General features: G+C 76.0%; 16 protein-coding genes. 6 read left to right on the top strand and 10 right to left on the bottom strand.

Translation table 11 applies throughout. The features are described from left to right. The 6 genes from IE219_RS04940 (at window position 1) to IE219_RS04915 (ending at window position 7474) form a co-directional block, all read left to right on the top strand. Window positions 1-1899: a YfjP family GTPase gene (locus tag IE219_RS04940; RefSeq protein WP_189975270.1), complete on the top strand. Its 1899-nt coding sequence runs from the start codon at window positions 1-3 to the stop codon at window positions 1897-1899. 303 nt (window positions 1900-2202) lie between these two features. Next, on the top strand, window positions 2203-2823 hold the full coding sequence (locus IE219_RS31560) for a single-stranded DNA-binding protein (protein ID WP_229849588.1): 621 nt from the start codon (window positions 2203-2205) through the stop codon (window positions 2821-2823). Window positions 2824-3054: 231 nt separating this feature from the next. Continuing rightward, window positions 3055-4467 carry a Cys-Gln thioester bond-forming surface protein gene (locus tag IE219_RS04930; protein ID WP_189975269.1) on the top strand — a complete coding sequence of 471 codons (1413 nt, stop codon included), beginning with the start codon at window positions 3055-3057 and terminating at the stop codon, window positions 4465-4467. Window positions 4468-4718: 251 nt separating this feature from the next. Then, window positions 4719-6383 carry an energy-dependent translational throttle protein EttA gene (gene ettA / locus IE219_RS04925; protein ID WP_189975268.1) on the top strand — a complete coding sequence of 555 codons (1665 nt, stop codon included), beginning with the start codon at window positions 4719-4721 and terminating at the stop codon, window positions 6381-6383. A 6-nt stretch (window positions 6384-6389) separates the two neighbouring features. Beyond that, window positions 6390-6815, top strand: coding sequence for an acyl-CoA thioesterase (locus IE219_RS04920; protein ID WP_189975267.1), 426 nt, complete (start codon window positions 6390-6392; stop codon window positions 6813-6815). Beyond that, on the top strand, window positions 6812-7474 hold the full coding sequence (locus tag IE219_RS04915) for a DUF8010 domain-containing protein (RefSeq protein ID WP_189975266.1): 663 nt from the start codon (window positions 6812-6814) through the stop codon (window positions 7472-7474). Before IE219_RS04920 ends, IE219_RS04915 begins: the two co-directional genes overlap by 4 nt. A 70-nt stretch (window positions 7475-7544) precedes the next feature. On the opposite strand, the gene IE219_RS04910 is transcribed toward IE219_RS04915, so the two are convergent. The 10 genes from IE219_RS04910 to IE219_RS04865 all read right to left on the bottom strand — a co-directional run bounded on the left by IE219_RS04910 (window position 7545) and on the right by IE219_RS04865 (window position 25627). Continuing rightward, complete coding sequence (locus tag IE219_RS04910; RefSeq protein ID WP_189975265.1) at window positions 7545-8504, bottom strand: ABC transporter ATP-binding protein; 960 nt, start codon at window positions 8502-8504, stop codon at window positions 7545-7547. Continuing rightward, the gene (locus IE219_RS04905; protein WP_229849587.1) at window positions 8501-11401 is read right to left on the bottom strand and encodes an FtsX-like permease family protein; all 2901 of its coding nucleotides are present in this window, start codon (window positions 11399-11401) and stop codon (window positions 8501-8503) included. Before IE219_RS04905 ends, IE219_RS04910 begins: the two co-directional genes overlap by 4 nt. Next, window positions 11401-14724 (bottom strand): FtsX-like permease family protein, encoded by a 3324-nt coding sequence (locus tag IE219_RS04900; RefSeq protein ID WP_189975264.1) that lies wholly within the window; start codon window positions 14722-14724, stop codon window positions 11401-11403. The genes IE219_RS04905 and IE219_RS04900 overlap by 1 nt, the downstream gene beginning before the upstream one ends. Before the next feature lie 240 nt (window positions 14725-14964). After that, entirely contained in the window at window positions 14965-15375 is a 411-nt protein-coding gene (locus tag IE219_RS04895; RefSeq protein WP_189975263.1) for a globin, read from the bottom strand. A gap of 97 nt (window positions 15376-15472) precedes the next feature. Next, a complete protein-coding gene (locus IE219_RS32400; protein ID WP_308434010.1) occupies window positions 15473-16018 on the bottom strand; it encodes an FHA domain-containing protein in 546 nt (181 codons plus the stop codon). Between the two features lie 1670 nt (window positions 16019-17688). Next, the gene (locus tag IE219_RS04885; RefSeq protein WP_189975261.1) at window positions 17689-19011 is read right to left on the bottom strand and encodes a vWA domain-containing protein; all 1323 of its coding nucleotides are present in this window, start codon (window positions 19009-19011) and stop codon (window positions 17689-17691) included. Window positions 19012-19228: 217 nt separating this feature from the next. Then, entirely contained in the window at window positions 19229-20686 is a 1458-nt protein-coding gene (locus IE219_RS04880) for a PP2C family protein-serine/threonine phosphatase (protein ID WP_189975260.1), read from the bottom strand. 2 nt (window positions 20687-20688) lie between these two features. After that, complete coding sequence (locus IE219_RS04875) at window positions 20689-23256, bottom strand: serine/threonine-protein kinase (protein ID WP_189975259.1); 2568 nt, start codon at window positions 23254-23256, stop codon at window positions 20689-20691. Then, a complete protein-coding gene (locus IE219_RS04870) occupies window positions 23253-24530 on the bottom strand; it encodes a coiled-coil domain-containing protein (protein WP_189975258.1) in 1278 nt (425 codons plus the stop codon). The genes IE219_RS04875 and IE219_RS04870 overlap by 4 nt, the downstream gene beginning before the upstream one ends. Window positions 24531-24613: 83 nt before the next feature. After that, complete coding sequence (locus IE219_RS04865; RefSeq protein ID WP_189975257.1) at window positions 24614-25627, bottom strand: glutamate ABC transporter substrate-binding protein; 1014 nt, start codon at window positions 25625-25627, stop codon at window positions 24614-24616. Between the last annotated feature and the right edge of the window lies 1 nt (window position 25628).

Below are 25628 nucleotides of genomic sequence, written 5' to 3'. Positions count from 1 at the left end.
GTGCCCGAGACGACGGAACGGACCGGGCGCGGACGCGACCGGAAGGACGACCGGAGCGGTGACCGGAGCGGTGACCGGAACGGCGAGGGGAGGGGCGAGCGCGCGGACGAGCGGTGGGACGACGGGCTGATCGCCCGGCGGGCCGCCGAGCGGATCGCCGCCGCCGTGCCCGTGGGGCCGGAGGGGGGCGACGGCGCCGGGGCGGCGGACGGCGGCATCGGGGGGAGCATCGGCGGGAGTTACGGCGGCGGGCTCCGCCACCGGCTCGACGCCCTCCACGAACTCGTCGGCCTCTCCCGCACCCGGGTCGAGGGCGAGGCCCTCGACGAGGCCGGGCGGGTGCTCGACGAGGCCGCCGCCCGCCAGCGGCTCTCCTCCCGGCACACCGTCGTCGCCCTCGCCGGCGCCACCGGCAGCGGCAAGTCCACCCTCTTCAACGCCCTGGCCGGGGTCGCCGTCTCCGAGACCGGCCTGCGCCGCCCCACCACCTCCGCGCCGCTCGCCCTCACCTGGTCGGAGGGGGCCGCCGGGCTCCTGGACCGGCTGGGCGTGCCGGGACGGCTGCGGCGGCGGCCCCTCGCGGGCGGCACCGCCGACGCGGCCCTCCAGTCCCTCGTCCTCATCGACCTGCCCGACCACGACTCCGCCGTCACCGCCCACCGCGACCAGGTGGACCGGGCGCTCGGCCTGGTGGACGCCGTCATCTGGGTCGTCGACCCGGAGAAGTACGCCGACGCCGCCCTCCACGAGCGCTACCTGCGGCCGCTCGCCGGGCACGCCGAGGTCACCTTCGTCGTCCTCAACCAGATCGACCGGCTCGGCGCCGAGGCCGCCGAACTCGTCCTCGACGACCTGCGCCGCCTCCTCGACGAGGACGGCATGGCCCTCGGCGAGCACGGCGAGCCCGGCGCCACCGTCCTGCCGGTCTCCGCCCTCACCGGCGAGGGCGTGCCCGAACTGCGCGAACTCCTCGCCCGCTTCGTCCAGGACCGCACCGCCCCCGAGCGGCGCATCGCCGCCGACATCGACGCCGCCGCGGCCCGGCTGCGGCCGGTGTACGTCGCCGACGGGCGGCCCGGCCTCGGCGAGCGGAGCCGCGAGGAGTTCACCGGCCGGCTCGCCGTCGCCGTCGGCGCCCAGGCCGCCGGGGAGGCCGCCGAGCGGGTCTGGCGGCGCGGCGCCATCCGCGCCTGCGGCTCGCCCTGGCTGCGGCTCTATCGCTGGTACGAGCGGCTGCGCGCGCACGGCGCCACCGACCCGCGCCTCGAATCCCCCGTCGAGGACGAGCTGACCGCCCGCCAGCGGGTCGAGCAGGCGGTGCGGATCGTGGCCGACGAGGCCGCGCGCGGCCTGCCCGCCCCCTGGGCCCAGGCGGTACGGGAGACGGCGGCGCGCGGCGCGGCCGGACTGCCGGAGGCGCTGGACGAACTGGCCGCCGGGCTCGGCGACCCGGCCGCCCGGCCGCCCCGCCCCGCCTGGTGGCCGGCCGCGGTCCTCGCCCAGGTCCTGATGACGCTCCTGCAACTGTTCGGCGCCCTGTGGCTGGTCGGCCAGATCGTGGGCGTCGTCGAACCGGGGCTGCTGCCGCCGGTCCTGGTCATGCTGGGCGGGATCGTCGGCGGGCCGCTCGTCGAATGGGCCTGCGAGAGCGCGGTGAAGGGGCCGGCCCGGCGGTACGGGCAGGAGGCCGAGCGCAAGCTGGCGGAGGCCGCCGCGGCCTGCGGCCGGGCCCGGGTCCTCGACCCCGTCGCGGCCGAGCTGATGCGCTACCGGGAGGTGCGCGAGCAGTACGCGAAGGTCGCCGGGCCCCGTCCCTCGGCACGGATCGTCGGCGCGGGCATGGGACGGCGCGGCGCCCCGCGCCTGGGCGCCACCCGGGCGGGCGCGCGCGTGCGTTAGCAGCCGGAGTCCCGGTCCGGGATCCCTCGCGGGGGTGACGGCCCCGTCCACAGCCCGTCGGTCGTCCACAGGCGCCGGCGGGCTTTTCGCGATGCCTCCAGCATGGGTCGGGCGGGCCGGCCGACGGACCCCGACGGACCGGCCGACGGCCCCCGACGGGTCCCCGGCCGACCGGCCGACGGGCCGACGGGCCACCCGACGGGCCACCCGGCGGACCACCCGACGGTCCGGTGGGCGGTCCGGTGGGCGGGGCGGCGCGCGGAACGAGAGACGACCAGGGACGACGAGACAAAGGGGACGGGCGTGAACGACACGATGGTGACGCTGGTGGGGAACGTGGCGACGGCGGTCGAGTACCGCGACACGATGGCGGGGGCGGTGGCCCGCTTCCGGTTCGCGGTGACCGCCCGGCGGTGGGACCGCGAGCGGGCCTCCTGGAGCGACGGGCCCACGAGCTTCTACACGGTCTCGGCCTGGCGGACCCTCGGGGCCAACCTGGCGGCCTCGGTCGCCGTGGGGGAACCGCTGGTGGTCCACGGACGGTTGAAGGTCCGGGAGGACGAGCGGGACGGGCAGCGCAAGACCTTCGTCGACGTGGACGCGTTCGCCGTCGGCCACGACCTGACGCGCGGCACCTCCGCCTTCCGCCGGACGGTCCGGGCCGAACCGAGGGCGGGCGCGGGTGCGGAGCCGGGGGCGGAACCGGGGCCGGGGGCGGGACGGGGGACGGAACCGGGCGGCGGGGGCGGGGAGCTGACGGGCCACGAGGCGAGGACGGGGGGAGCGGGCGGGGACACGAGCGGGACCGGTGGGGCGGCGGGTAAGAGGAGGGACGGAAGGGGCGTCAGGGGAGGAAGGGGCGTTTCCGAAGCCGTCGAGGACCCCTGGACGGCCGCCGCACACCAGCTGGTAACCGCTCCCTGACCACGCGTTGTGGGGATTTGTCGACCAACTCGCCGGGGGTATAACGATTACGAGACGGAATGGTTATCTCACCGCATGACCGGGGACCGGGCCCCTCCGCCTCCCTAGGATTCCCGAATACTCATGAGGCACGTGAGCCCATCGAGCATCGAGTCAATGAGTCTGCTGGCGGGCGCTCCCCCCACGCGAAACGACCACTTTCGCGGAGCGGCTCGCCTGGAGGGGAAATCCATGTTTTCAGTTCGTCGGCGGGCCGCTGCACGCCTCGCCGCCGCGACGCTGGTCACCGGTCTCGTCGCGTCCGCCTCGATAGCCACCGCGGGTACGGCCTTCGCCGACGGCGGTGCCACCGCCAAGCTCGGCGGCCTGACCAATGAGGCCGGCCGCATCACGATCACCGAGAAGGACGGCGACACCTTCACGGAGACCGGCGGTCTCTTCACGATGCGGGTCGACGGCGGGGGGAACCTGTTCACCTACTGCATCGACCTGTACACGCTGGCCAAGACCGAGTACCGGTACAAGGAAGTCGGCTGGGACCAGTCCTCGCTGCACAACAACCCGAACGCCGGAAAGATCCTCTGGATCCTGGAGAACGGCTACCCGGAGCAGAAGCTCGCGGACCTGAACTCCAAGATCGGCGCCCAGCTCACCAAGGGCGACGCCGCCGCCGGCACCCAGGCCGCGATCTGGACCCTTTCCGACGGCGTCGAGGCGACCCCGGTCGACAAGGACGCCAAGAAGCTGACCGACTACCTCCTGGAGAAGGCGGTCAAGCTGGAGGAGCCCACCGCGTCGCTCTCCCTCTCGCCCAGCTCGGTCAACGGCAAGTCCGGCGAGAAGCTCGGCCCGATCACCGTCTCCAGCAGCAAGAAGGACGGCGCCGCGATCTCCCTCGCGCCCGGCGCGCCCGCGGGCGTCAAGGTCGTCGACGACAAGGGCGCCCCCGTCACCACCGCCGGTGACGGCAGCAAGCTGTTCCTCGACGTGCCCGCCGGCACCGCCGACGGCACCGCCGAGGTGACCGCCTCGATCACCACCGAGGTCCCCCTGGGCCGCGCCTTCGTCTCCGTCGACGGCCCGTCCCAGACCCTCATCCTGGCCGGTTCCAGCGCCTCCACCGTCACCGCCAAGGCCGGTGCGGCCTGGGCGAAGACCGGCGCCATCCCGGCCGTCACGGTCGCGAAGGACTGCGCCAAGGGCGCCCTGGAGATCATCGCCTCCAACAAGGGCGACGAGCCCTGGACCTTCGACCTGAAGGGCACCTCGCACACGGTCGCCGCCGGCGAGACGAAGACGATCTCCCTCCCGGTCGGCGAGGACGAGGCGTACGACTTCACCATCACCGGTCCGAACGGCTTCTCCGAGAACTTCAAGGGCGTCCTGGACTGCAAGACCGCCCCGAGCCCGGAGCCGTCGACCAGCACCCCCGGCACCCCCTCGGAGTCCCCCTCCACCGGCACCCCGGCCCCCAGCGCCAGCACGGACGCCTCCACCGGTTCCACCGGCACCACCGGCGGTGACCTGGCCGAGACCGGCAGCTCCAACGCCACCCCGATGATCGCCGGCATCGCCGTCGCGCTCGTCGTCCTCGGCGGCGGCGCGGTGTTCTTCCTCCGCCGCAAGAAGACCGCCGGTCACTGACCCCGGTCGCCGACCCCGGCCCCCGGCTCCGGCCGGTGACCGGGGCCACCCGGCCGGTGACGGCCGGAAGCGCCACGTCACGGGGCCGATCCGCCCCGTGACCCCCGACGGCCCCCGGACGCACCCGCGTCCGGGGGCCGTCGCACGCCCGCCCCCGGCACCCCGCGCGCGGGGTACTGGTTTCCGCCTGAGGGGCCCGGTGCGGCAAGATGGGTGTATCTGCCCACTCACTCTTTGCCGGACGGTTTCCTTTGGCTGAGTACATCTACACGATGCGCAAGACGCGCAAGGCGCACGGCGACAAGGTCATCCTCGATGACGTGACGCTGAGCTTCCTGCCCGGTGCGAAGATCGGTGTGGTCGGCCCGAACGGCGCCGGTAAGTCCACCGTTCTGAAGATCATGGCCGGTCTGGAGCAGCCGTCCAACGGCGACGCCTTCCTCTCCCCGGGCTACTCGGTCGGCATCCTCATGCAGGAGCCGAAGCTCGACGAGTCCAAGACCGTCCTGCAGAACGTCGAGGACGGCGTCGCGGAGATCAAGGGCAAGCTCGACCGGTTCAACGCCATCGCCGAGGAGATGGCCACGAACTACACGGACGCGCTCATGGAGGAGATGGGCAAGCTCCAGGAGGACCTGGACCACGCCGAGGCGTGGGACCTGGACGCCCAGCTGGAGCAGGCCATGGACGCCCTGGGCTGCCCGCCCGGCGACTGGCCGGTCGAGAACCTCTCCGGTGGCGAGAAGCGCCGCGTCGCGCTCTGCAAGCTCCTCCTGGAGGCCCCCGACCTGCTGCTCCTCGACGAGCCCACCAACCACCTCGACGCCGAGTCGGTGAACTGGCTGGAGCAGCACCTCGCCAAGTACAAGGGCACCGTCGTGGCCATCACCCACGACCGGTACTTCCTCGACAACGTGGCCGAGTGGATCCTGGAGCTCGACCGCGGCCGCGCCCACCCGTACGAGGGCAACTACTCGACCTACCTCCAGAAGAAGGCCGAGCGCCTCAAGGTCGAGGGCAAGAAGGACGAGAAGCGCGCCAAGCGCCTCAAGGAAGAGCTCGAGTGGGTGCGGTCGAACGCCAAGGGGCGCCAGGCCAAGTCCAAGGCCCGCCTCGCCCGCTACGAGGAGATGGCCGCCGAGGCCGAGAAGATGCGGAAGCTGGACTTCGAGGAGATCCAGATCCCGCCGGGCCCGCGCCTGGGCTCCGTCGTCGTCGAGGTCAACAACCTCTCGAAGGCGTTCGGCGAGAAGGTCCTCATCGACGACCTCTCCTTCACCCTGCCCCGCAACGGCATCGTCGGCATCATCGGCCCGAACGGCGCCGGCAAGACCACGCTGTTCAAGATGATCCAGGGCCTGGAGACCCCCGACGCCGGCGAGATCAAGATCGGTGACACGGTCAAGATCTCCTACGTCGACCAGGGCCGCTCCAACATCGACCCGAAGAAGACCCTCTGGGCCGTCGTCTCGGACGAGCTGGACTACATCAACGTCGGCCAGGTCGAGATGCCGTCCCGCGCCTACGTCTCCGCCTTCGGCTTCAAGGGCCCGGACCAGCAGAAGCCGGCCGGCGTCCTCTCCGGCGGCGAGCGCAACCGCCTCAACCTGGCGCTCACCCTCAAGCAGGGCGGCAACCTGCTGCTCCTCGACGAGCCCACCAACGACCTCGACGTCGAGACCCTGTCCTCCCTGGAGAACGCGCTCCTCGACTTCCCCGGCTGCGCCGTGGTCGTCTCCCACGACCGCTGGTTCCTCGACCGGGTCGCCACGCACATCCTGGCGTACGAGGGCGACTCCAAGTGGTTCTGGTTCGAGGGCAACTTCGAGTCGTACGAGAAGAACAAGGTCGAGCGGCTCGGCCCGGACGCCACGCGTCCGCACCGCGCCACCCACAAGAAGCTCACCCGGGGCTGACCGGTCGTGGCGAGGCACCTCTACAGCTGTCCCCTCCGCTGGTCGGACATGGACGCCTTCGGGCACGTCAACAACGTCGTCTTCCTCCGCTACCTGGAGGAGGCGCGGATCGACTTCATGTTCCGGCTGGCGCCGGGGGACGGCAGCCCGTCCTTCTCCGGCGGGTCCGTCGTGGCGCGCCACGAGATCGACTACCTGCGCCCGCTGGTCCACCGGCACGAGCCGGTGACCGTGGAGTCCTGGGTGACGAAGATCGGCGCGGCCTCGCTGACGATCGCGTACGAGATCAAGGACCCGGACGTCACCTACGTCCGGGCCTCCACGGTCGTCGTGCCCTTCGACCTGGAGGCCCAGCGCCCGCGCCGGATCACCGAGGAGGAGCGGCACTTCCTCCAGGAGTACGTCGACGACGGGATGACGGCCGGCGCATGACCGTGCTCGCCCCGCTGCACTTCGCCGACCCCAGGGAGGCGGCGGCCCTCGCCGCCTTCCTGACCCGGCTCGTGCACTACGACCGGGCCGCCGCCGTCCGCCTCCAGGCGGGCGCCGGCGCCCTCGCGGTCTTCGGCCGCCCGCCGTCCTTCGAGGTCCTCGCGATCCGGACGGCCCGGCTGGCGGACCCCGTCGACCTCGACGCCACCGTCTCCGCCGGGGAACTCCTCGACGGCGTCGAGGAGGACGCCGGCAAGGCGGCCGTCCCCGCCGCCGTCACCGGCCCGCCCTGGGCCGGCGTCCTGCCGCCGCGCGGCGGCTGGACCCCCGTGCCCGGCCTGCCCGGCGCCCCCGCCCTGCGCGGGGCGGTCGCCGCCGCCGTCGCCGAGTTCCGGCGCCGGGACGGCGACCTGCCCGAGGAACGGCGCACCCGCGCCGAGCGCGACCGCCTCGGCCGCGAGATCTGGTCCCGCCTCCTCGGCACCACCGGCCTGCCGCTGCGGGCCGTGCACGCCGCCCAGTCGCTGGGCTTCCTGCCCCCGGGGGAGGTCCCGGTCGCGCTGCTGGCCGCCGGACCGTGGCTCCGGCTGCGCACCCCGTACGGCTCCGTCGCCCTGCGCACCGCCCCCACCGGCCTGAGCGTCGCCCCGGCGCGCTGAGCGGAGCCGGGAGACGGCAGAACGCCGTGGTCCCGGCCGGGACCACGGCGTTCGCGCCACCGGGAGGGGATCAGCTCCCGTCGGTCCGGGGCTCCAGGTCGTCCGGCCACACCCCGATGTGGTCCTGCTCCAGCTCCAGGGCCACCCGGTGCTCCATGCCCAGGGCCTGCGTGTAGTCCGCCGGGAGCTGGAGCCGGCCCGCGCGGTCGAGCATCGCGTACTCCCGCGCCACCACCGACTCCTGGCCCTCCGCGTCCACCTCCGTGCGGCGCAGCACCTCCGAGGAGGTGCGGCCGTCGCGGATCGCGACCGTGCGGCGGACCTCACTCGCCACCGCCTGGTCGTGGGTGACGATCACGATCGACGTGCCCAGCTCCTCGTTGGCCCGGCGGAAGGCGGCGAAGACCTGCTCGCCGGTGGCCGAGTCCAGCTCGCCGGTCGGCTCGTCGGCGAGCAGCACCGACGGATCGTTGGCCAGCGCCACGGCGATCGCGACCCGCTGCTGCTGACCGCCGGAGAGCTGGTGCGGACGCCGGTCCCGGCAGTGCGCCAGGTCCATCATCGTCAGCAGCTCCTCGACCCGCTCCGCCTTCTTCTTCCGGCTCCCCGCCAACTGCATCGGCAGCGCCACGTTCTGCGCGGCCGTCAGATAGGGGAGGAGGTTGCGGGCGGTCTGCTGCCAGACGAAGCCGACGACCTCCCGCCGGTAGCGCAGCCGGTCCTTGCCGGTCATCGCCAGCAGGTCGCAGCCCGCCACCCGGGCCGCGCCCGCGGTGGGCACGTCCAGACCGGCCAGGATGTTCATCAGGGTCGACTTGCCCGAGCCGGAGGCCCCGACCAGGGCCATCAGCTCGCCCTCCTTCACCAGCAGGTCGAGGCCCTGGAGCGCCTGCACCTCCACCCCGTCGGTGGTGAAGATCCGCACCAGGCGGTCGCAGGCGATCAGCGCGTCGTGGCCGTACGAGGGCCGGTCGCGGTGCGCGTTCGCCCGCCGCTCCAGCTCCTCCAGAGTGGTGTCGGTCGTCGTCATCGTGCGTCTCCTGCCCTGAGTTCCTTCACCGAGCTCTTCCGGCCCGTCCACCACGCCTGTACGCCCGCCGCCACCGCGGTCAGGACGACCACGGCCACCGCCGGCACCACCAGCGAACCCAGGTCGGGCCGCAGCGCCACCCCGGTCAGGGCCGCGCTGTTCTCCGCCGTGGGCAGCGCCAGCCGCTGGAGGTCGACGCCGGGCGCGAGCAGCGGCACCGTCGCCCAGCCGGCCAGCGCCCCGCCGAGCGCGGCGAAGACCGCGGGCGGCAGCGCTTCGAGGCCGAGCAGACGCCGGCCCTGCCGCCGGGTCAGGCCCATCGTCCGCAGCCGGGACAGCAGCGTCGCCCGCTCCGGTCCGCTCTGCGTCAGGGACAGCAGCACGGCCACGATCGCGTAGGCCGCGCCCGCGCCGATCGCCGCCGAGTAGAGCCGCTCGGCGCCGGACTGGAGCGGCGAGTCCACGTACGTGCCCCGCTGCTCGGCCCGCAGCGTCACGGCGAAGTCCCGGGTCTTCGCCGTGACGGCGGCCCGCAGCGCCTTCCCGTCGGCCGCGCCGTCCACCAGGAGGACGGTCTGCCGCCGGTTGGTGACGTCGGCGGCGTTGACGACGAGGAACTCGGCGCCGTGCACGGCCGGGGTCGCGGTCCGCACCGCGACCACCTTCACCCGGAAGGCGCCGGCCGCCGCGTTCACCAGCATCGGCTGGTCGCCCAGGCGCGCGGCGACCTTCGGCGACGCGATCGCGGGCAGCACCCGGTCGGTGTCGCCGACCGCCTCGGGACCGCCCTTCCCGATGGAGGCGAGCAGCCCCGCCGGGAAGGCCCCGATGTCGCCGCGCCGGGCGAGCCGGGCGTAGGCGGTCGGCTCGACGGCGACGAGCGGGGCGCTCATCGGCTGGTCGGCCGGGTTCGGGGACGGCAGCGCCAGCCCGTACTCGACCTGGAGGGGCAGCGCCTGCCGGACGCCCTTCACGCCGCCGACCGCCTCGGCGAGGCCGTCGGGCAGCGGGACGCCCTCCGAGCTGCCCTCGATCCGGGCGTCGGCGCCGATGGCGAGCAGCGCCACCCGGTCGCGGGCGTCGGCGACGCCCGCCAGGACCGAGCCGCCGAACGCCGCCGTGGTCAGCGCGAGGACGAGCGCCAGCAGCGGCAGCACCCCGGTGGCCGAGGAGCGGGCGGCGCGGGCGATGGCCAGCGGGCCGACGGCGCCGCGCATCCGGCGGGCCGGACGGGCCAGCCAGCGCAGCGGCAGCGGCTGGACGCGGACCAGCACGAAGGCGGCGATCACCCCGACCAGCACCGGCGCGGCGCTGACCAGGTGGTCCCCGGAGTCGGAGGTGCCGCGCAGCCGCAGCGAGCCGATCGCGCCCGCCGCCAGGACGAGCAGGGTCAGCTCGACGACGGTGCGGCGGCGGGACGGCTTGGCGTCCACCATGTCCTCGCGGGCCCCGTGCAGCCGCGGCCTGCGGTGCCGCAGCATCGCCCGGACCGGCAGCACGAGGGCCGCGACCAGCGCCACCAGGAGGGCGGCGAGGACGGACGGCAGCAGCGGCGCGGAGCCGAGCAGCGCGGACGCGCCGGGCGTCTTCGGCCCGCGGACCAGCGCCACCGCGGCCGCCAGGCCGAGCAGGGCCGCCGGGGCGACGACCGCGACCGTCTCGCCGAGCAGCCGGCCGCCCAGGCCGGGCAGCGAGGCGCCGCGGGCCCGCAGCAGGGTCAGCTCGACCTCGCGGCGGCTGAGGAACAGCCCGCCGGTCATGGCGATGACGACGACCGCGACCGCGCCGATGCCGAAGACGGCGACGGCGACGACCGGGGAGATCGCGTCACGGGTGGAGACGGTGGCGGCGACGACGTCGTCGAGCCCGGTGGCCATCCGGCCGTTCTCGCCGACGCTCTCGCGGATCTTCAGCAGGACCGGACCGCCGGCGGTCGAGTCCAGGGCGCCGGCCAGCGGCTCGATGTCCCGCGCGGTGAGGCGGTCGCCGGTCGGCGGGAAGAGCCAGTAGGTCTCCGGCAGGCCGGTGGTGGCGGTGAGGCCGGGCGCCGAGTCCGGGGAGACCAGGAGCGCGCCCTGCCACTGCCGGTAGGCACTGCCGTCCGGGGCCAGGATCGTCTTGATCATCGGGGACCGCAGCACCGGGTCCACCGACCAGTACGACTTCCCGGGCTCGCGCGGCTCGACGATGCCGGTGACGGTGAAGCCGACCGGGGAGCCGGAGATGCCGGGCACGTGGACGACCGAGCCGACCTTGATGTTCAGGGCCTTCGCGGTCTCCGCGCTCACCGCCGCCTCGGGCTCCTCCGGCTCGCCGGCGGGCAGCCGGCCCGCGCGCAGCACCGCGTGCCGGCCGAGGTCGGAGGGCGAGGCGAGGGTGAAGGCGGGCAGCAGGTGGTCCGGCTGGGGCAGCCACGCGTCGGACGCCAGGAGCCGCTGCGTGGTCCGGATGCCGTACGCGCTCTGCTCCGGGACGGTGAGCAGCGGCGGGGGCAGCAGCCTGCGCAGCTCCTCCTGCCGCTTCCCCAGGTCGGGGCCGTACAGCCCGGCCGGCTTCTGCGCGACGTCCAGCGGGGAGGAGATGTCCACCACGGCGACGTGGGCGGGGGCGGTGCGGAGCGCGTGCCGTATCCCCTCCGTCTCGTACGCGTCCATGGCGCGCGGCAGCGCGGCGGCCAGCAGCGAGGTGACGAAGACCAGCAGGGCGAGGCCGGCCGCCGCGCCGGGCGCGGCCCGCAGCCGGGTCCGCACCCAGGGCGCGACGATCCGCGCGGGCGCCGTGCCGGAGCCGTCCGGGGCCGGCGCCGGGGTGGCCGGCGCCGCCGGGGCGGGCCGGGGGGCGGGGGACTCGCCTGCGGACTGCATCGGGCGGGACTCCTCGTCAGGGGCGTCGGACATCAGTTGTCTCCCTGGTGGCGCAGGGTCACCGCCGGGTCGTTGCGGCGCAGGGCGATGGCCGCGACGACCGCGAGGGGCAGGGCGGCCACGCCGGCGAGCAGCAGGGCCACCTGACCGGCGGGGAGTTCGACCAGGACCTCGGGGACCGGGCGGGTGGCCCGGCCCGTGAGCACCACGAGCGGGACGACCACCCGGGCCAGCAGGGTGCCGAGGGCGACGCCGACCAGCAGGCCGACGGCGATCAGGACGCCCTGCTCGGCGGCGAGCAGCCGGGCGAGCCGGCGGCGCGGCGCGCCGAGGGCCCGCAGCACCGCGAACTCGGCGGACCGCTCCCGTACCGAACCGGCCGAGCCGACCGCGAAGCCGACGGCGGCCAGCGCCGCGGCGGCGGCGGCCACCGCCATCAGGGCCGTGTTGGGGCCCGCGCCCAGCGGGTCGCCGAGCAGGTCGGCGGTGATCTCGTCGCGGACGACGAACTGGCCCGGCTCCCGGTCGGGGGCCTCGCGCAGCGCCTTCGCGACCGCGCCCGCCTGCCCCGGCTCCACGGCCAGCCACCACTCGGTGGGCGCCACCGGGGCCATCGGGTCGTCCACGGCGAGGAAGCGGTTGACGGTCGTCAGGTCGACGAGCACGCCGCCGCCGTCCTCCGGAAGGCCGCCGGCCGCCTCCGCGTCCGTGGTCCGGCCCGCGGCGCCGGTCGTCGGCAGCTCCGGCACGACCCGCGTGATGACCACGTCGAGCATCCGGCCGTTGAGCGACAGCTGGACGGCGTCGCCCTGCTTGGCCTTCGAGGCCGTCATGAACGCCTCGGAGGCGATCGCCGGCAGCCGCGCGGGCTGCTTCTCCAGCGGCGCCATCAGCCGCACCGCGTAGGTCTCGAAGAGCGGCGAGGTGAACGGATCGCCGGTGAAGGCGCCCTTCAGGCGGTACGGGACCGCGTACGGGGTCCCCGTGCCGCCCGCCGCCGGGGTGCCGGCGGCGCCGGTCAGCGGCGCCGGGTCGGGCTCCTGCGACTGCTCGCCCACGGCGGTCCAGCGGTCCAGGGTGCGCGCCGGGTCGACGGTGCGCAGCGCCCCGTCCTTCCCGGTCGTGCCGAGGGCGTCGACGCGCAGGCTCTGCGCCCGGTCGTTGCCCTCGGTGAACTCGGCGTCGATCTCGATGCCGGTGAGGACGAAGCCGTCGACCGTGCGGTTCTTCTCCGAGGCCAGCCCGGCCAGGTCGAGTGAGAACCGGTGGGTGCGGCCGTCGGGCGGCAGGCTGCCCATCGGACGCAGGTACGGCACGCCGTACGCGTCCTCCAGGGCGAAGGTGACGCGCGCGTCGGAGGTGCCGCGCGGCGCCTGCGACCGCAGGTCGACCACGAGCGACGCGCTGTCCCCGGGAACCGCGAAACCGGGCCGGGCGCCGCCCTTCGGCGCCAGCGGCCCCAGCAGCCCGGCGGCGGAACCGCCGGCCAGGTCCTCGCGGACCAGCATCCCGGCGGCCAGCCGCTCGGTGGCGGCGGCGAGCACGGTCGTGTTGCGGCCCGCCACGTCCATGGTGGTGCGGAAGACCGGGGCGGCCTCGCGGACCCCCGGCACGGCGGCGAGCCGCCCGGTGCGGGTCGGGTCGCCGGGACCGACGCCCAGCACCCGCACCTCGGCACCGGCCCGGAAATCGGCCTGGTCGTGCTGCGACCGCTCCCACGAGCGGCTCTGCCCGATCGCCAGCATGCCCATCGCCACCGCCAGGACCAGCAGCAGCACCGGGCCCGCGCCGCGCAGCGGACGGCGGCTGAACTGCCAGCCGGCCAGCGCGGCCGACAGGCCCCGTCCGCCGGCCGCGCGCCGCTCGGCCAGCTTCGCGGCGGGCGGCAGCAGGCGCAGCGTCAGGACGGTGCCGGCGAGCAGCGCGAGCGCGGGGGCCGCGACGAGCACCGGATCGACCGAGGCGCCGTCCGCGACCGCCTCCGGCTGCCGCTGGAGCTGCCAGAGCGCGATGCCCGCGATCAGCAGCAGCGCCACGTCGGCGCCCGCCCGCACCGGCCACGGCAGGGTGCCGCCCCGGGTCTTGCGCAGCGAGACGGCGTCCCCGTCCCGGGCGGCCAGCGCCGGGGCGACGACCGCCGCCGCGCAGGCCAGCGCCACCGCCGTGGAGACCAGCCAGACCGCCGCCGACGGCGAGGTGTCCAGCCGGACCCCCAGCGAGGACAGCGCGGACCGCTCGGCGAACAGCCGGGTCAGCGGCCCGGCGAGGAGCGGGGCGAGCAGCGCGGCGGGCAGCGCGAGCAGCAGCGCCTCGGCGGTCGCCAGGCCGGCGATCCTCCGCCGGGAACCGCCGCGGGCCCGCAGCAGCGCGGTCTCGCCGGAGCGCTCGGTGCTCAGCAGCCGGGCCACCAGGAGCAGCGCGTAGGCGGCGAGCATGACGAGCTGCACGGCGACGATGAGGAGGGTGGAGCGGGAGACGGCGAGCGCGCGCTCGGTCTGCTCCAGGACGGTCGGCAGGCCGGTGCCCGCGCTGACCGTGGTGCCGAAGGCGGCGCTGTCGCCGATCAGCTTCTCCGGCTCGGCGGCCGCGGCGGTCCGCAGCGACGCGATGCCGCCGGTGTCGAGGCGGGAGAAGTCGGCGGAGCCGAGCCAGGCGGTCTCGCCGAGGGCGAGCGTGCCGGAGGAGAGGACGGCCGGGTCGGCGAGCAGCGGGCCGTAGGTGGTGAAGGAGACGGTCCGCACGCCCCGGCCGCCGGCCGGGTCGAGCAGCCAGTACGGGTCGGTGGTGTCGGCCGGCCGGTAGACGCCGGTGATCCGGGTCCTCATCCGCTTGTCGGTGAGCCGGTCGGTGAGTTCGAGGACGGCGCCGGGGCCGGTCTTCAGCCGCTTCGCGGCCTCCTCGGGCAGCGCCGACTCGACGATGCCGCCGGTCCGCGCGGCCGACGGCCAGGCGCCCTTCACCAGGGTGAGCCGGGAGCGGTCGAGAGCCGCGAAGTGGGTCAGGTCCGGGTCCCCGGCGCGGGCCGCGGGCGGCTGGAGCGAACGCGGCAGCGCGTACGGCCCCGAGCTCTCCAGCCGCCGCACGGTGGCGGGCAGTCCGTCGAAGGCGCGCTTGGCGCTCGCCCGCACGGCGGCGTCGGCGGAGGCCCGGTGGTCGGCCGGCACCTGCCCGGAGACGAGCAGGGTCGAGGCGGCCGCGGAGCGGTCACGCAGGACGGCCTGGAGCGCCGCGTCCCCGATGGAGCCGGAGAAGCCGGCCAGGGTCGCGAGGACCGTCGTGGTCAGGACGACGGCGAGCAGCGCGGCGCCGAGCAGCAGCCGGTGCGCCCTGACGCGCAGAAGTACGAACCCCGTCACCCATCCCCCTGGCCGCTCCACGCGCGTCCGCGCGATGGCTGAACGTTGTCGAACTTTCGAAACGTTCTGGCGATGCTTTCATCGGCCATGGGTCGCTGGAAACCGCTTGCGCACCGACCTTGATGCGATCGTGACCGTTAATCGGTCAATGATCCCCGGAATGTGTTCATCCGGTGGCATGGAGTGGTCTGTACCGGTCGCAGCGTGACGACGGGTGCGGGACGGGTGCGGGACGGCGGATCAGCCCGGGGTGTTCACCATCGAGGCCGCCGCGTACGTCATGTACCGCCACAGCTCCCGCTCGTGCTCCGGCGCGAGCCCGAGCTCGTCGAGCGCCGTCCGCATGTGCAGCAGCCAGGCGTCGTGCGCGGCCCGGTCCACCGTGAACGGCGCGTGCCGCATGCGCAGCCGCGGGTGGCCCCGGTGCTCGCTGTAGGTGCGCGGGCCGCCCCAGTACTGCATCAGGAAGAGCACGAGCCGCTCCTCGGCCGGGCCGAGGTCCTCCTCGGGGTACATCGGGCGCAGCAGCGGGTCCCCGGCGACGCCCTCGTAGAAACGCCGGACGAGGCGGCGGAACGTCTCCTCGCCGCCGACCTGCTCGTAGAAGGTCTGCTGCTCCTGCACCGCGCCGTCCCCGGGAATCTCGTTCACCCGTCCATCGTCTCAGACGGACCGGCGGAGGTCCGGAGGTCTAGGACCTCCGGACCTCCGCCGGTACGGGTGCGCCGCGCGTGCGCCGGGGGCCGGGTCAGCCGCGCCGGACGGTGATCGTCGTCCAGGCGCCCACGTGCACCCGGTCGCCGTCCTGGAGCTGGATCGGCACGTACGGCTGGACCGGCTCCTCGCCGCCGTTGACCGTGGTGCCGTTGGTGGAGTTCTGGTCCACCACCGCCCACGAGCCGTCCGGCTGCTGCACCAGCACCGCGTGCTGGTGCGAGACGCCCGGGTCCTCCGGCGGCACCGACAGGTCGATGTCCGGCGCCTCGCCGGTCGAGTGCCGGCGGCGCCCGATCGACACCTGGTTGCCCTGGAGCGGCAGTTGCTTCGGCGGCGCGTACGCGGGCAGGTTGAGCCCGGCGGCCTCCGGACCGCTGCGGCGCATCATCGCCATGAAGTAGTCGCGGTCGGGCCCGATGTACGCGGTCCAGCTCTGCGGCCCCTGCGGCTGCGGAGGCCGGGGCTGCTGCGGCTGGGCCGGGGGAGACAGCACCCAGTCGTCGTCCGCGCGGGGCGGCTGCGGCGGGGCCTGCTGGTGCGTCGGCTCCGCCCCGAGCGGCTCGGCGGGCCGGTTCACCCGCGAAGGCTGCGAATCGTGGTACCCAAACCCGTCCGGCCCGGGCTGCCCGTGAGGACCGGGCGGTACGGGCTGCGCAGGCGGTACGGGCTGCGCCGGAGGAGCGGGCGGCGCGGAGAACCCGCCCGGCCGCGGGGCCTGCGGCGCGGGCGCGATCGGGGTGTACGAGGTCGCCGTCCCGGTCAGGAAGTTCCAGCGGCACTCCTCGCAGAACGGCGCCATGGGCTCCCGGGGCGTCCGGCACTGCGGACACAGCTCCGCCTGCGCGGTCGCGTTGGGGTCACCCTGAGGGCTGAACGCGTGGGGACCGGGGGCACCGGGCCCGGGCCCGCCGGGGTGGCCGGGCGCCCCCGGTCCGCCGGGGCCGTTGGGCGCGCCGGGACCGCCGGGGTGGCCGGGGCCGTCGGGGTACGAGGGACCAGCGGGCGCGCCGGGTCCGCCGATCGGACCGGGACCGCCGGGGTACGAGGGCGCGCCGGGGCCGCCAGGGGCACCGGGCCCGTTCGGGCCGCCCGCGAAGCCGGGGACGCCCGGGCCACCGGACGGACCGGGGCCGTTCGAGCCGCCAGCCGGGCCGGGACCGCCGGGGAAGCCGGGACCGTCCGGGCCGCCCGGAGCACCGGGGCCGCCGGAGAAGTTTGGGCCACCGGGAGCGCCCGGGCCGCCCGCGAAGGCGGGGGCGCCGGGACCGTTCGGGGCGCCGGGGCCACCGGACGGGCCGGGGCCGGCCGGGGCGTGGGGGCCGCTGGGTCCGGGGCCGCCCGCGAAGCCGGGGCCACCGGACGGAGCGCCGGGCGCACCCTGGCTGCCGGGGCTGCCCGGACCGGGACCGCCGGGGCCGTTCGGGCCGCCGAAGAAGTTCGGGTTGCCGGGGGCGTCGGGGGCACCGCCGGGGCTGCCCGGAGCGCCGGGGAAGCCGGGGACGTTCGGGCCGCCGGGCGAGCCCGGGGCGCCGGGGCCGTTCGGCCCGCCCGGACCACCAGGGCCACCGAAGAAGTTCGGGCCACCAGGCGCACCAGGTGCGCCGGGACCGCCGGGGGCGGTCGGTCCGCCGGGGCCGCCGGGACCATTCGGGGTGCCGGGTCCGTTCGGTCCGCCGAAGAAGTTCGGGTTGCCCGGGGCGTCGGGGCCACCGGCCGGGCCGGGGCCACCGGGGGTGCTCGGACCGCCGGGCGTGCCCGGGGCACCCGGGCCGCCGAAGAAGGAGGGGTTGCCGGGGGCCTCGGGGCCGCCGGGCGCACCCGGGCCGTTCGGGCCGCCCGGGCCGCCGAAGAAGTTCGGGTTGCCGGGAACGCCGGGGCCACCGGCGGGGCCGGGGCCACCAGGGGCACCCGGACCGCCGGGGGTGCCCGGAGCACCGGGGCCGCCGAAGAAGTTGGGGTTGCCCGGGGCGCCGGGACCACCGGCCGGGCCCGGACCATCAGGGACACCTGGGCCACCGGGCGCGCCCGGAGGTCCCGGAGGGCCGGGCGGGCCCGGGGGGGTCGGGTGGGGGTAGCCGTAGGCGGGGGGCGGCGGGGGTGGGGGCGGTACGGCACCCGCAGGCGCGCCCGCCCCGGTCATGCGATGGCCGCAGACCTCGCACCAGTCGTCGGAGACCGACTGGTGTCCGTTCGGGCAGGTCGGCATGTCGGTGCTTCCCCCTCTCGTCGTCCGGCCCGCTGGCCGGGCTACCTCTTCACACGCACGGTCTTGGTGGAGCGGGTTTCGAGCGTCATCTCGTCCGCCTCCGCGACCTTGGCTTTCAACCGCACAGTACCCGCCGCCGCGTCGACCACGTCCACCACCTTCGAAAGCAGTTTCGCCGTATCGGCGTTTCCGGAAGCCGCCGCGAGCTGCACCGCGCGGCCCAGTTTCGCGGTCGCGCCGTCCTGATCGCCCGATTTGCGCGCGTCGAGGCCCTCCTGGATGGCGTCCGCGAGTTCGGCCTGCCCGGTGTAGTGCGCGACCTGCGGGTGGATGGCCGTGGTCATCGCCACGTCGTGGGTCCACACCGCCCGTACCAGCCCCTGCGCGACCGGCCGGGCGTCGCCGCCGGCCGGGTCGGGCAGTACGAGGGAGACCCGCGCGGCGAGCATCTCCCGGCCGACCGCGTTGGCCGGGACCCGTACCCGGACGTGGTAGTCGCGGGACTCGTCGCCCCAGGACCCGGTGGGGTAGTCCCCGGAGCGGGGCCCGCTGTCGGCGCGCCGCCCGGTGAGGTCGGCGACGGACGGCGCGACCTGCTTGACGAAGGCGATCTCCGCGCCGACCGGGGTCCACAGCCGCAGGGTCACGTCGCCGACGCCCTTGCCCATGACGTTCTCCATCACGGCGGTGAAGTCGGCGGCGAGCCCGGCCGGGTCGGCGACGATGTCGGCGGTGCCGAGGAGCGCGGCGGCGATGCCGGTGACCTCCTTCACCTCCCAGTCGGTGCCGACGCCCCGCGCGTCGCAGGTGAAGCGTCCGGCGGCGGCGTCGAGCGCGGCGCGCAGGGCCTCCGGCGACTCGTGCTCGTTGCGCCCGTCGGTGAGCAGGATGCCGTGCCGGATGACGAGGTCCTCGCCGGTCAGGAGGGCGTCGGCGAGCCGGAGCCAGGTGCCGATGGCGGTGCCGCCGCCGGGGGTGAGCCGGCCGAGGGCCGCCTTGGCCTCGGCGCGGGTGCGGGGTCCGGCGACGGCGAGCCGCCCGTGGTCGGGGTAGACCTGGACGGCGGTGTGGGTGCCGGCGACGACGGCGAAGGAGGTGCCGTCGCGGAGGGTGTCGAGGGCGGCGGCGGTGGCGGCGCGGGCGCCCTCCATCTTGGCGGGCGGGTAGTTCATGGAGCCGGAGCAGTCGACCAGGAACACGATTCCGGCCGGCCCGCCGACGAGGCCGGTGGCGCCGCTGGTGCCGCCGCCGGTCGCGGTGACGGTGACGATGGCGTCGACGTCCCGCCCGCCGTCCGGCAGGTACGCGTTCTGGTAGACGTCCACCGAGAACTGCGGCACGGACGGCTTGGCGAAGTTCGCCATCTGGTTTCGGCTCCTCGGTGGCGACGGCGGTGGCGACGACGGCGACGGCTGCGGTGAGCCGACGACGGTGGGACGGCGGGACGGCGGGACGGCGGGACGGCGGTGGGCGGTGCCGGTGACGGTGACGGCGGGACGGCGGTGGGCGGTGACGGCGGGACGGCGGTGCCGGTGACGGCGGGACGGTGGGAAGGCGGTGGGCGGTGCCGGTGACGGCGGGTCAGGGAGAGGCTGCCCCGGCGGCCGGCGGGGCGAACGGCAGCAGCGCGACCGTGATGTTGTCGTGCCCGCCGCCGTCGAGCGCGTGGCCGACGAGGACCTGCGCGGCGTGCAGCGGCCGGAGCGCCGCGTCGGCGGGGAGCACCCGGGCCAGCGCGTCGGCCGCCTCCGCGTAGTTCCACAGCCCGTCGGTGCAGACCACGACGACCCCGGGCCGGTCGGGTTTGAACGCGGCGGTGTGCGGCTCCAGTTCGTACGCGTCGGCGCCGAGCCAGCCGGTGATGGCGTGGGCGCGCTCGTCGGCGTACGCCTGCTCCTCGGACATGAGGCCGGCCTTGACCATCTGGGCGGCCCACGAGTCGTCCTCGGTGAGCCGGGCGGCGGGCGCGCCCCGGTCGTCGGGCACCCAGTAGGCGCGGCTGTCGCCGACCCAGCCGACGACGAGCAGGTCGTCGGCGACGACGGAGCCGACGATGGTGCAGGCGGGGGAGTTCCCGCCGGGCGGCGGGTCCTGGACGGTGCCGTCCGGGCCGGGGACGCGGACGAGGGCGGTGACGGCCTCGCCGGCGGCGACGATCGCCTCGTGCATGGCCTGCTGCGGGTGGGTGCCCCGGGGCAGGGCCTCGGCGACGAGGGCACCGGCGGCGCGCGCGGCGGCGGCGGACGCCTCGTCGGGGCGGTGGGCGGAGGAGACGCCGTCGCAGACGATGGCGACAGTGGCCGGCCGGCCGTCGGGCAGCGCGGTCTCGGCGACCGCGAACGCGTCCTCGTTGCGGTGGTGCCGCAGGCCCCGGTCGCTGACGGCGGCGACCGTCCCCAACGCGCGCTCCATGTGGTCGCGTTCGCGGGGCTGGGCGTGGCCGCAGTTCTCGCAGTACCCGTCGTCGTCCACCCGCCCGGCCCGGCAGGCCACACAGGTCCCGGCGGGCGCCACCCCGGCGGCCTCCCCGGTCTCTCCGGCCTCTCCGGTCGCGGAGGGCACCGCGGCCACCGGGGGCTCCGGGGACCCCGAGGAGTCCGGGACCCCCGCGGGCTCCGCCCGTACCGCCGCGCGCGGGTCCGGCGCCGCCAGCTCGAAGTCGCCGTCGCCGCGCGCGGTCTCCCCACTCGGCCGCGCGGGCGCGGGCCCGTCGGTCCGCACCGGCACCTCGCCGGACCCGGCCGGGGCGCCGGCCCCGCCCCGGGTCAGGTCGCGGCCGCCCGAGTCGGTGCCCGGCAGGTCGCCGGGGTGCTGGGTCGCCGTCGACAGCGAGCCCGGGTCCCGGGGCGGGGCCTCGGGCCAGACCGGCGCGCCGATCGGCACGGTCGGCCGGTCCTGCCCGGCCGGCGGGTCCGCCGAGGCCGACAGGTCGTGCCCGCAGGCCCCGCAGTAGCGGTCCCTGGGGTCGACGGGTTCGGCGCAGTCCGGGTTCGGACAGGCGTCGAGTCCGTGCGACGGCGGCTGGGGGTTCTGGTCCATCCTCACACCCACGTCCGGGGGCGGTAGCGGTTGGCCCGCTCCACCAGTTCGATCCTCTCCTCGCCCTGCTGGGCGAGCCGGGCCAGCACCCGGTAGGCGCGTTCCAGGCCGAAGCGCAGCCCGCGCTCGTCCAGTCCGCTGCCGAGCAGCGCTCCACCGCCGCCCGGGGCGGCGCCGGGACTCCCGGAGAGTACCCAGTCCAGGGCGGTGCCGAGCACTTCCGCCGACAACCGCTCCCGGCGGACCGGGTCGAGTCCGAAGCCGCCCAGCGCCGAGACCTGCGCCGCGGCGGCGGTCAGGTCCGCGCCGAGCGGCTCGCGCGGCGGGCGCCGCCGCAGCCGGGCGCGGACGGCCGCCACCCGGGCCGCCGTGTAGTGGATGGACGACTCCGGTACGGATTCGAGCGCGGCGACCGCGCCCGTCCGGTCCCCGGCGGCGAGCCGCACCCGGGCCAGGCCGAAGGCGGCGCTGACGAAGCCGGGGTCGGCCGTCCACACCAGGTGGTAGTACTCGGCGGCGTTGTCGAGCTGGCCCAGCACCTCGGCGCAGACGCCGAGCGCCAGCTTGGGCGCCGGCTCGCCGGGGAAGGCGTCGTACACCGCGTCGAAGGCGAGCGCCGCCCGCGCGTGGTCGCCGCCCACCAGCGAGGCCAGGCCCCGGTGCCACACCACCCGCCAGTCGTCCGCGTCCCAGTTCTCCAGGGCGGTCAGCGTCTGCCCGGCGGAGACCGTGTCCCGCAGGTCGAGCTGGGCGCGCAGGGCCCGCAGCCGCAGCTCCGGGGTGTCGGCGGGCGCGGCCCGCAGCGCGGTGAGCAGCTCGCCGGGGGCGGCGGCGGTCAGGACGGCGAGGAAGCCGGCGTTGGCGTCGGCGGGGTCGACCCGGGGCACCGGCAGCGCCAGCGCGGTGGCCGCCACGTCGAGCGGGGCGAGCAGCGCGCCCAGCCCCTGCCCGGCGGGTACGCCCCCGGCGGCCGGCGCGGCGGTCCGCCGGGCGCGGCCGGTGCGGCGGGCCCCGAGGACCGACACGTCCTCGTCCCGCTCGGCGAAGAGGACCGTGTCGGTGACCCGGGTCTCCGCCCCGAAGAGGGTGGAGAGCGCCGGGCGGGGCCGTCCCGACTGGAGCGCGACGACCTCCCGCAGCACCCCGGTGAGCTGCTCGGCCATCTCCTCGGCGGAGCCGAAGCGGCGGCCCGGGTCCGGGTCGGTGGCCCGCACCAGGAGGCGGTAGAAGGACTCGTACCGCCGGAAGACCTCGATGTGCTCGGGCTCGGGCAGCGAGTCCGCGAAGACGTTGGTGTAGCCCTGGAAGTCGAAGGTGAGGACGGCGAGGGTGCGGGCGACCGTGTACAGGTCGCTGGCGACCGACGGGCCGACCTCGGCGACCTCGGGCGCCTGGTAGCCGACCGTGCCGTAGATCGCGGACCGGTCGTCGTCCATCCGCCGGACCGCGCCCATGTCGATGAGCTTGAGCTGGTCCTCGGTCTGGATCGCGTTGTCCACCTTGAAGTCGCAGTACAGCAGCCGGCGGCTGTGCAGGTGGCCCAGGGCCTCCAGCGCCTCGATGCCGTACGCGCACGCCTGCTCGACCGGCAGCGGGTCGCGCCGGCCCTCGGGGGTCCGCCGGTCGTTGGCGATCTCCTTGAGGGACTTGCCGCCCACGTACTCCATGACGATGTAGCCGTCGAGGGAGCCGGTGCGCGGGTCGAGGTGCTCGACGAAGTTGTAGATGCGGACGATGTTGGCGTGCTCGATCTCGGCGAGGAAGCGCCGCTCCGAGATCGCCGCCTCCATCGCGTCCTGGTCGCCGGTGTCGAGCAGGCCCTTGAGGACCACCCACCGGTCCGAGACGGCCCGGTCCACCGCCAGGTAGATCCAGCCGAGGCCGCCGTGCGCCAGACAGCCCGCCACCTCGTACTGGCCGTGCACCACGTCCCCGGCGCGCAGCTTCGGCACGAAGGAGTACGGGTGCCCGCACGCGGTGCAGAAGCCCTCGGTGCGGCCCGGCCGCTCGCCGCGCGAACGGCCCACCGGCGCCCCGCAGTCGGAGCGGGAGCAGAACCGCTTCCGCTCCGGCACCTCGGCCCGCTCCATCACCGCCCCGCGCGGATCGGGGCGCGGCACCTCCGGGACCGCGACCAGCCCCGCGCCGAGCCGCTTGCGCGCCGACTGGCCCGCCGAGGAGCCGGAGCTGCGCACCGACACCGAGCGGCCGGTGGCCCGCCCGGAGAGCGCGAGGGACCGCGACAGCCGCCCGGAGACCGACCGGCGGGAGGACGAGGAGCGCGAGGAGGACCGGGAGGACGCCCGCGAACCGCTGGGCGCCGACGCCGGGTCGGACCCCCAGCCGGTCGCCCCGGACGGCGCCCCGGACGGCGCCCCGGCGCCCGGCACCGGACCGGACCCGCCGGTCCTCCCCGGCACCGCGACCCCGGTCGGATTGGCCTGGAGCCGCCCGCTGGGCGCCACCACCGGCGCCAGGCCGCAGGTGTCGCAGTACAGCTCGCCGCCGCCGACGTCCTCGTACGCCCCCTCGCACGCGGGCCGCTGGCAGCCTCCCGTCCGACCGCTCACCACTGCCGTCCTCCCGTGTCCGACGGACCGGACACCACGTCCGCCACCGCCCGCTGGTACCGCAGCACGGCCTGCTCGGCCGCCCGCAGGTCGCAGGGCGCGCTCCACAGCATCCGGCGCGCCGTGTCGTACCGCTCGGTCAGGACGGGGTCGCCGGCCCCGCCGAGCCGGGTCGCCTTCGCCCGGTAGGCGTCCAGCCGGCCCCGCAGCTCGGCCCGCACCGCGAGCGGCGCCGTCACCGCCGTCAGCGAGTCCCGGGCCCGCAGCAGCTCCTCCTCCGCCTCCCGCTCCAGCGCGTCGAGCAGCGGCGAGAGCCGGTGCCAGCGGGCGTGCCTGCGGTGGTCGGCGGCGGCCTGGAGCCGTTCCTGGAGCGCGGTCGGCGGCCCGCTCACGGCCGGTACCTCGGAGGCGGCGATCTTCGCGAGGACCTCGCCGCGCGCCACCCGGGCCTCGGCGAGCGTCCGGTCGGCCCGGGACAGCACGTCCCGCAGCCGCAGCAGCCGCTCCTCGGCGTCCTGCCGCACCGCGAGCACGGCCTCGATCTCGCGCCGCACGTCCTCCAGGGCGAGGGCCGCCCGGTCGTAGCGGAGGGTGTCGGGCCGGCCGCCGCCCGGGGCCGAACTGCCCTCGGCGGGCCGCCAGAAGGCCAGCGGGTCCGTTATCACCGAGGCCCGCAGCACGGTCAGCTCGGCGGTGATCGACTCCAGCTCGTCGCCGGCCGGGTGCTCCCCGGGCCGCACCCCGACCGAGTGGGCGAGCGAGCGGGTCCGGCCCAGTTCGGCGGCGAGCAGGTCGATCCGGGCGGGCAGCGCCGACCACACGGCGTCGGCGGTGACCACCACGTCGAGCGAGGCCGCGTACAGGCCGTTCATCCGGCGGACCAGCCCGTCCAGGGTGAACCGCTCGGCGAGCAGCGCCTCCTCGCCGGCCCCGCCCGGCACGTGCACGACGTCGCCGCGCAGCCGGTCGGTCAGCTCCGCCAGCTCCTCCCGGCCGGGCCACTTGCGCCGCGAGCGTATCTCCCGGACCTCCCGCAGGGCCGCCGTGTAGGCGTCGAAGCAGTTCCAGAGCAGGGTGATGGTCCGCTCGGCCGCCGCCCACCGCTCCCGGGTGGTGCCGGTCAGCTCGGCCCCTTCGAGGAGCCGCCGCCCGGCGTGGTCCTGGAGCGCGAGGAGCGAGTCCTCGACCGCCTTGTGCTCCGCGCCGAGGCGCGCCAGCGCACGGTCCACCTCGTCCCGGTCCATCACCGGCCCGGGAGGTCCCGCGACGCCCATCGCTCTCCTCATTCCCGCCCCGCCCGGGGCCGCCGCTCGTCTCGTGCCGTCTCGTTCTCTTCCGTGCCGGAGGTCCGGCGGTGCTACCGGTACAGCGGCGCGGGGGGCTCGGCCTTGCCGAGGCCCGCCTCCAGCCACGTCCGGTACGCCTCCTGCCAGGGCCCCTTGCGGTACTCCTCCAGGACCTTGTTGACCCGGCGCACCAGGTCGTCGTTGCCGAGCCTGGCCGCCACCCCGTAGTACTCCTCGGTGAACGGCCGGCCCTTCAGCTCCACCGCCGGGTCCTGCGCGGCCTGCCCGGCGGCCAGGGCGTTGTCGGTGACGACCGCGTCCACCTCGCCGAGCTGGAGCCGGGCCAGGCAGTCGAGCTGGTTGGGCACGGTCAGCAGGTCCCGGTCGGCGGGGGTGCCGTCGCCGTCGTCGCGGAAGACCGCTCCGAAGGAGTCCGCCTCCAGCGCCTCGTGGGCGGTGGAGCCCTCCGCGGTGCAGACCCGGCGGCCCTTCAGCGAGGCGTCGTAGCCGGTGATCGGCGACTTCTTCGGCGCCAGCACCTGCTGCCCGGCCCGGAAGTAGGCGGTGGAGAAGGCCACCTGCTCGATCCGCTTGCAGTTGATCGTCATGGTGCGGACCACCAGGTCGACCTGGCCGCTGTCGAGGGCGGCGATCCGCTGGTTGGTGGGGACCGTGCGGAAGACGACCGCGTCCTCGCGGCCCAGCAGGTCCTTGGCGATGGCCCGGGCCAGTGTGATGTCGAACCCCTCCAGGGCGCCGGTCTCCGGGTCGCGGAAGCCCCAGCGGTAGCTGGACTGGTCGACGCCGACGACCAGCTTGCCCCGGGCGCGGATCGCGGCGACCGCCGGACCCTCCGCCGCCGAGGGCCGCAGCGACGCCTCCGGGTGCTCGCAGCTCTCGGCCTCGATCCGGATGCCGGTGCCCGTGCCGGTCCCGGCGGACGGGACGGCCGCGGGCCCGGAGCCGGGCAGCAGGGTGAGGGAGGCGGCGGTGAGCGCGCAGGCCGCGCCCATCGCGGCCACGCCGCCCCAGCCCCGCAGCCGCCGGGCCGCCCGCCGGGCCGGTGACGCGCCGTCGGATGCCATG

The sequence above is a fragment of the Streptomyces termitum genome (assembly GCF_014650175.1).
GTDB classification, from domain to species: Bacteria; Actinomycetota; Actinomycetes; order Streptomycetales; family Streptomycetaceae; genus Streptomyces; species Streptomyces termitum.
This window is presented reverse-complemented; position numbering and strand designations above follow the sequence as displayed.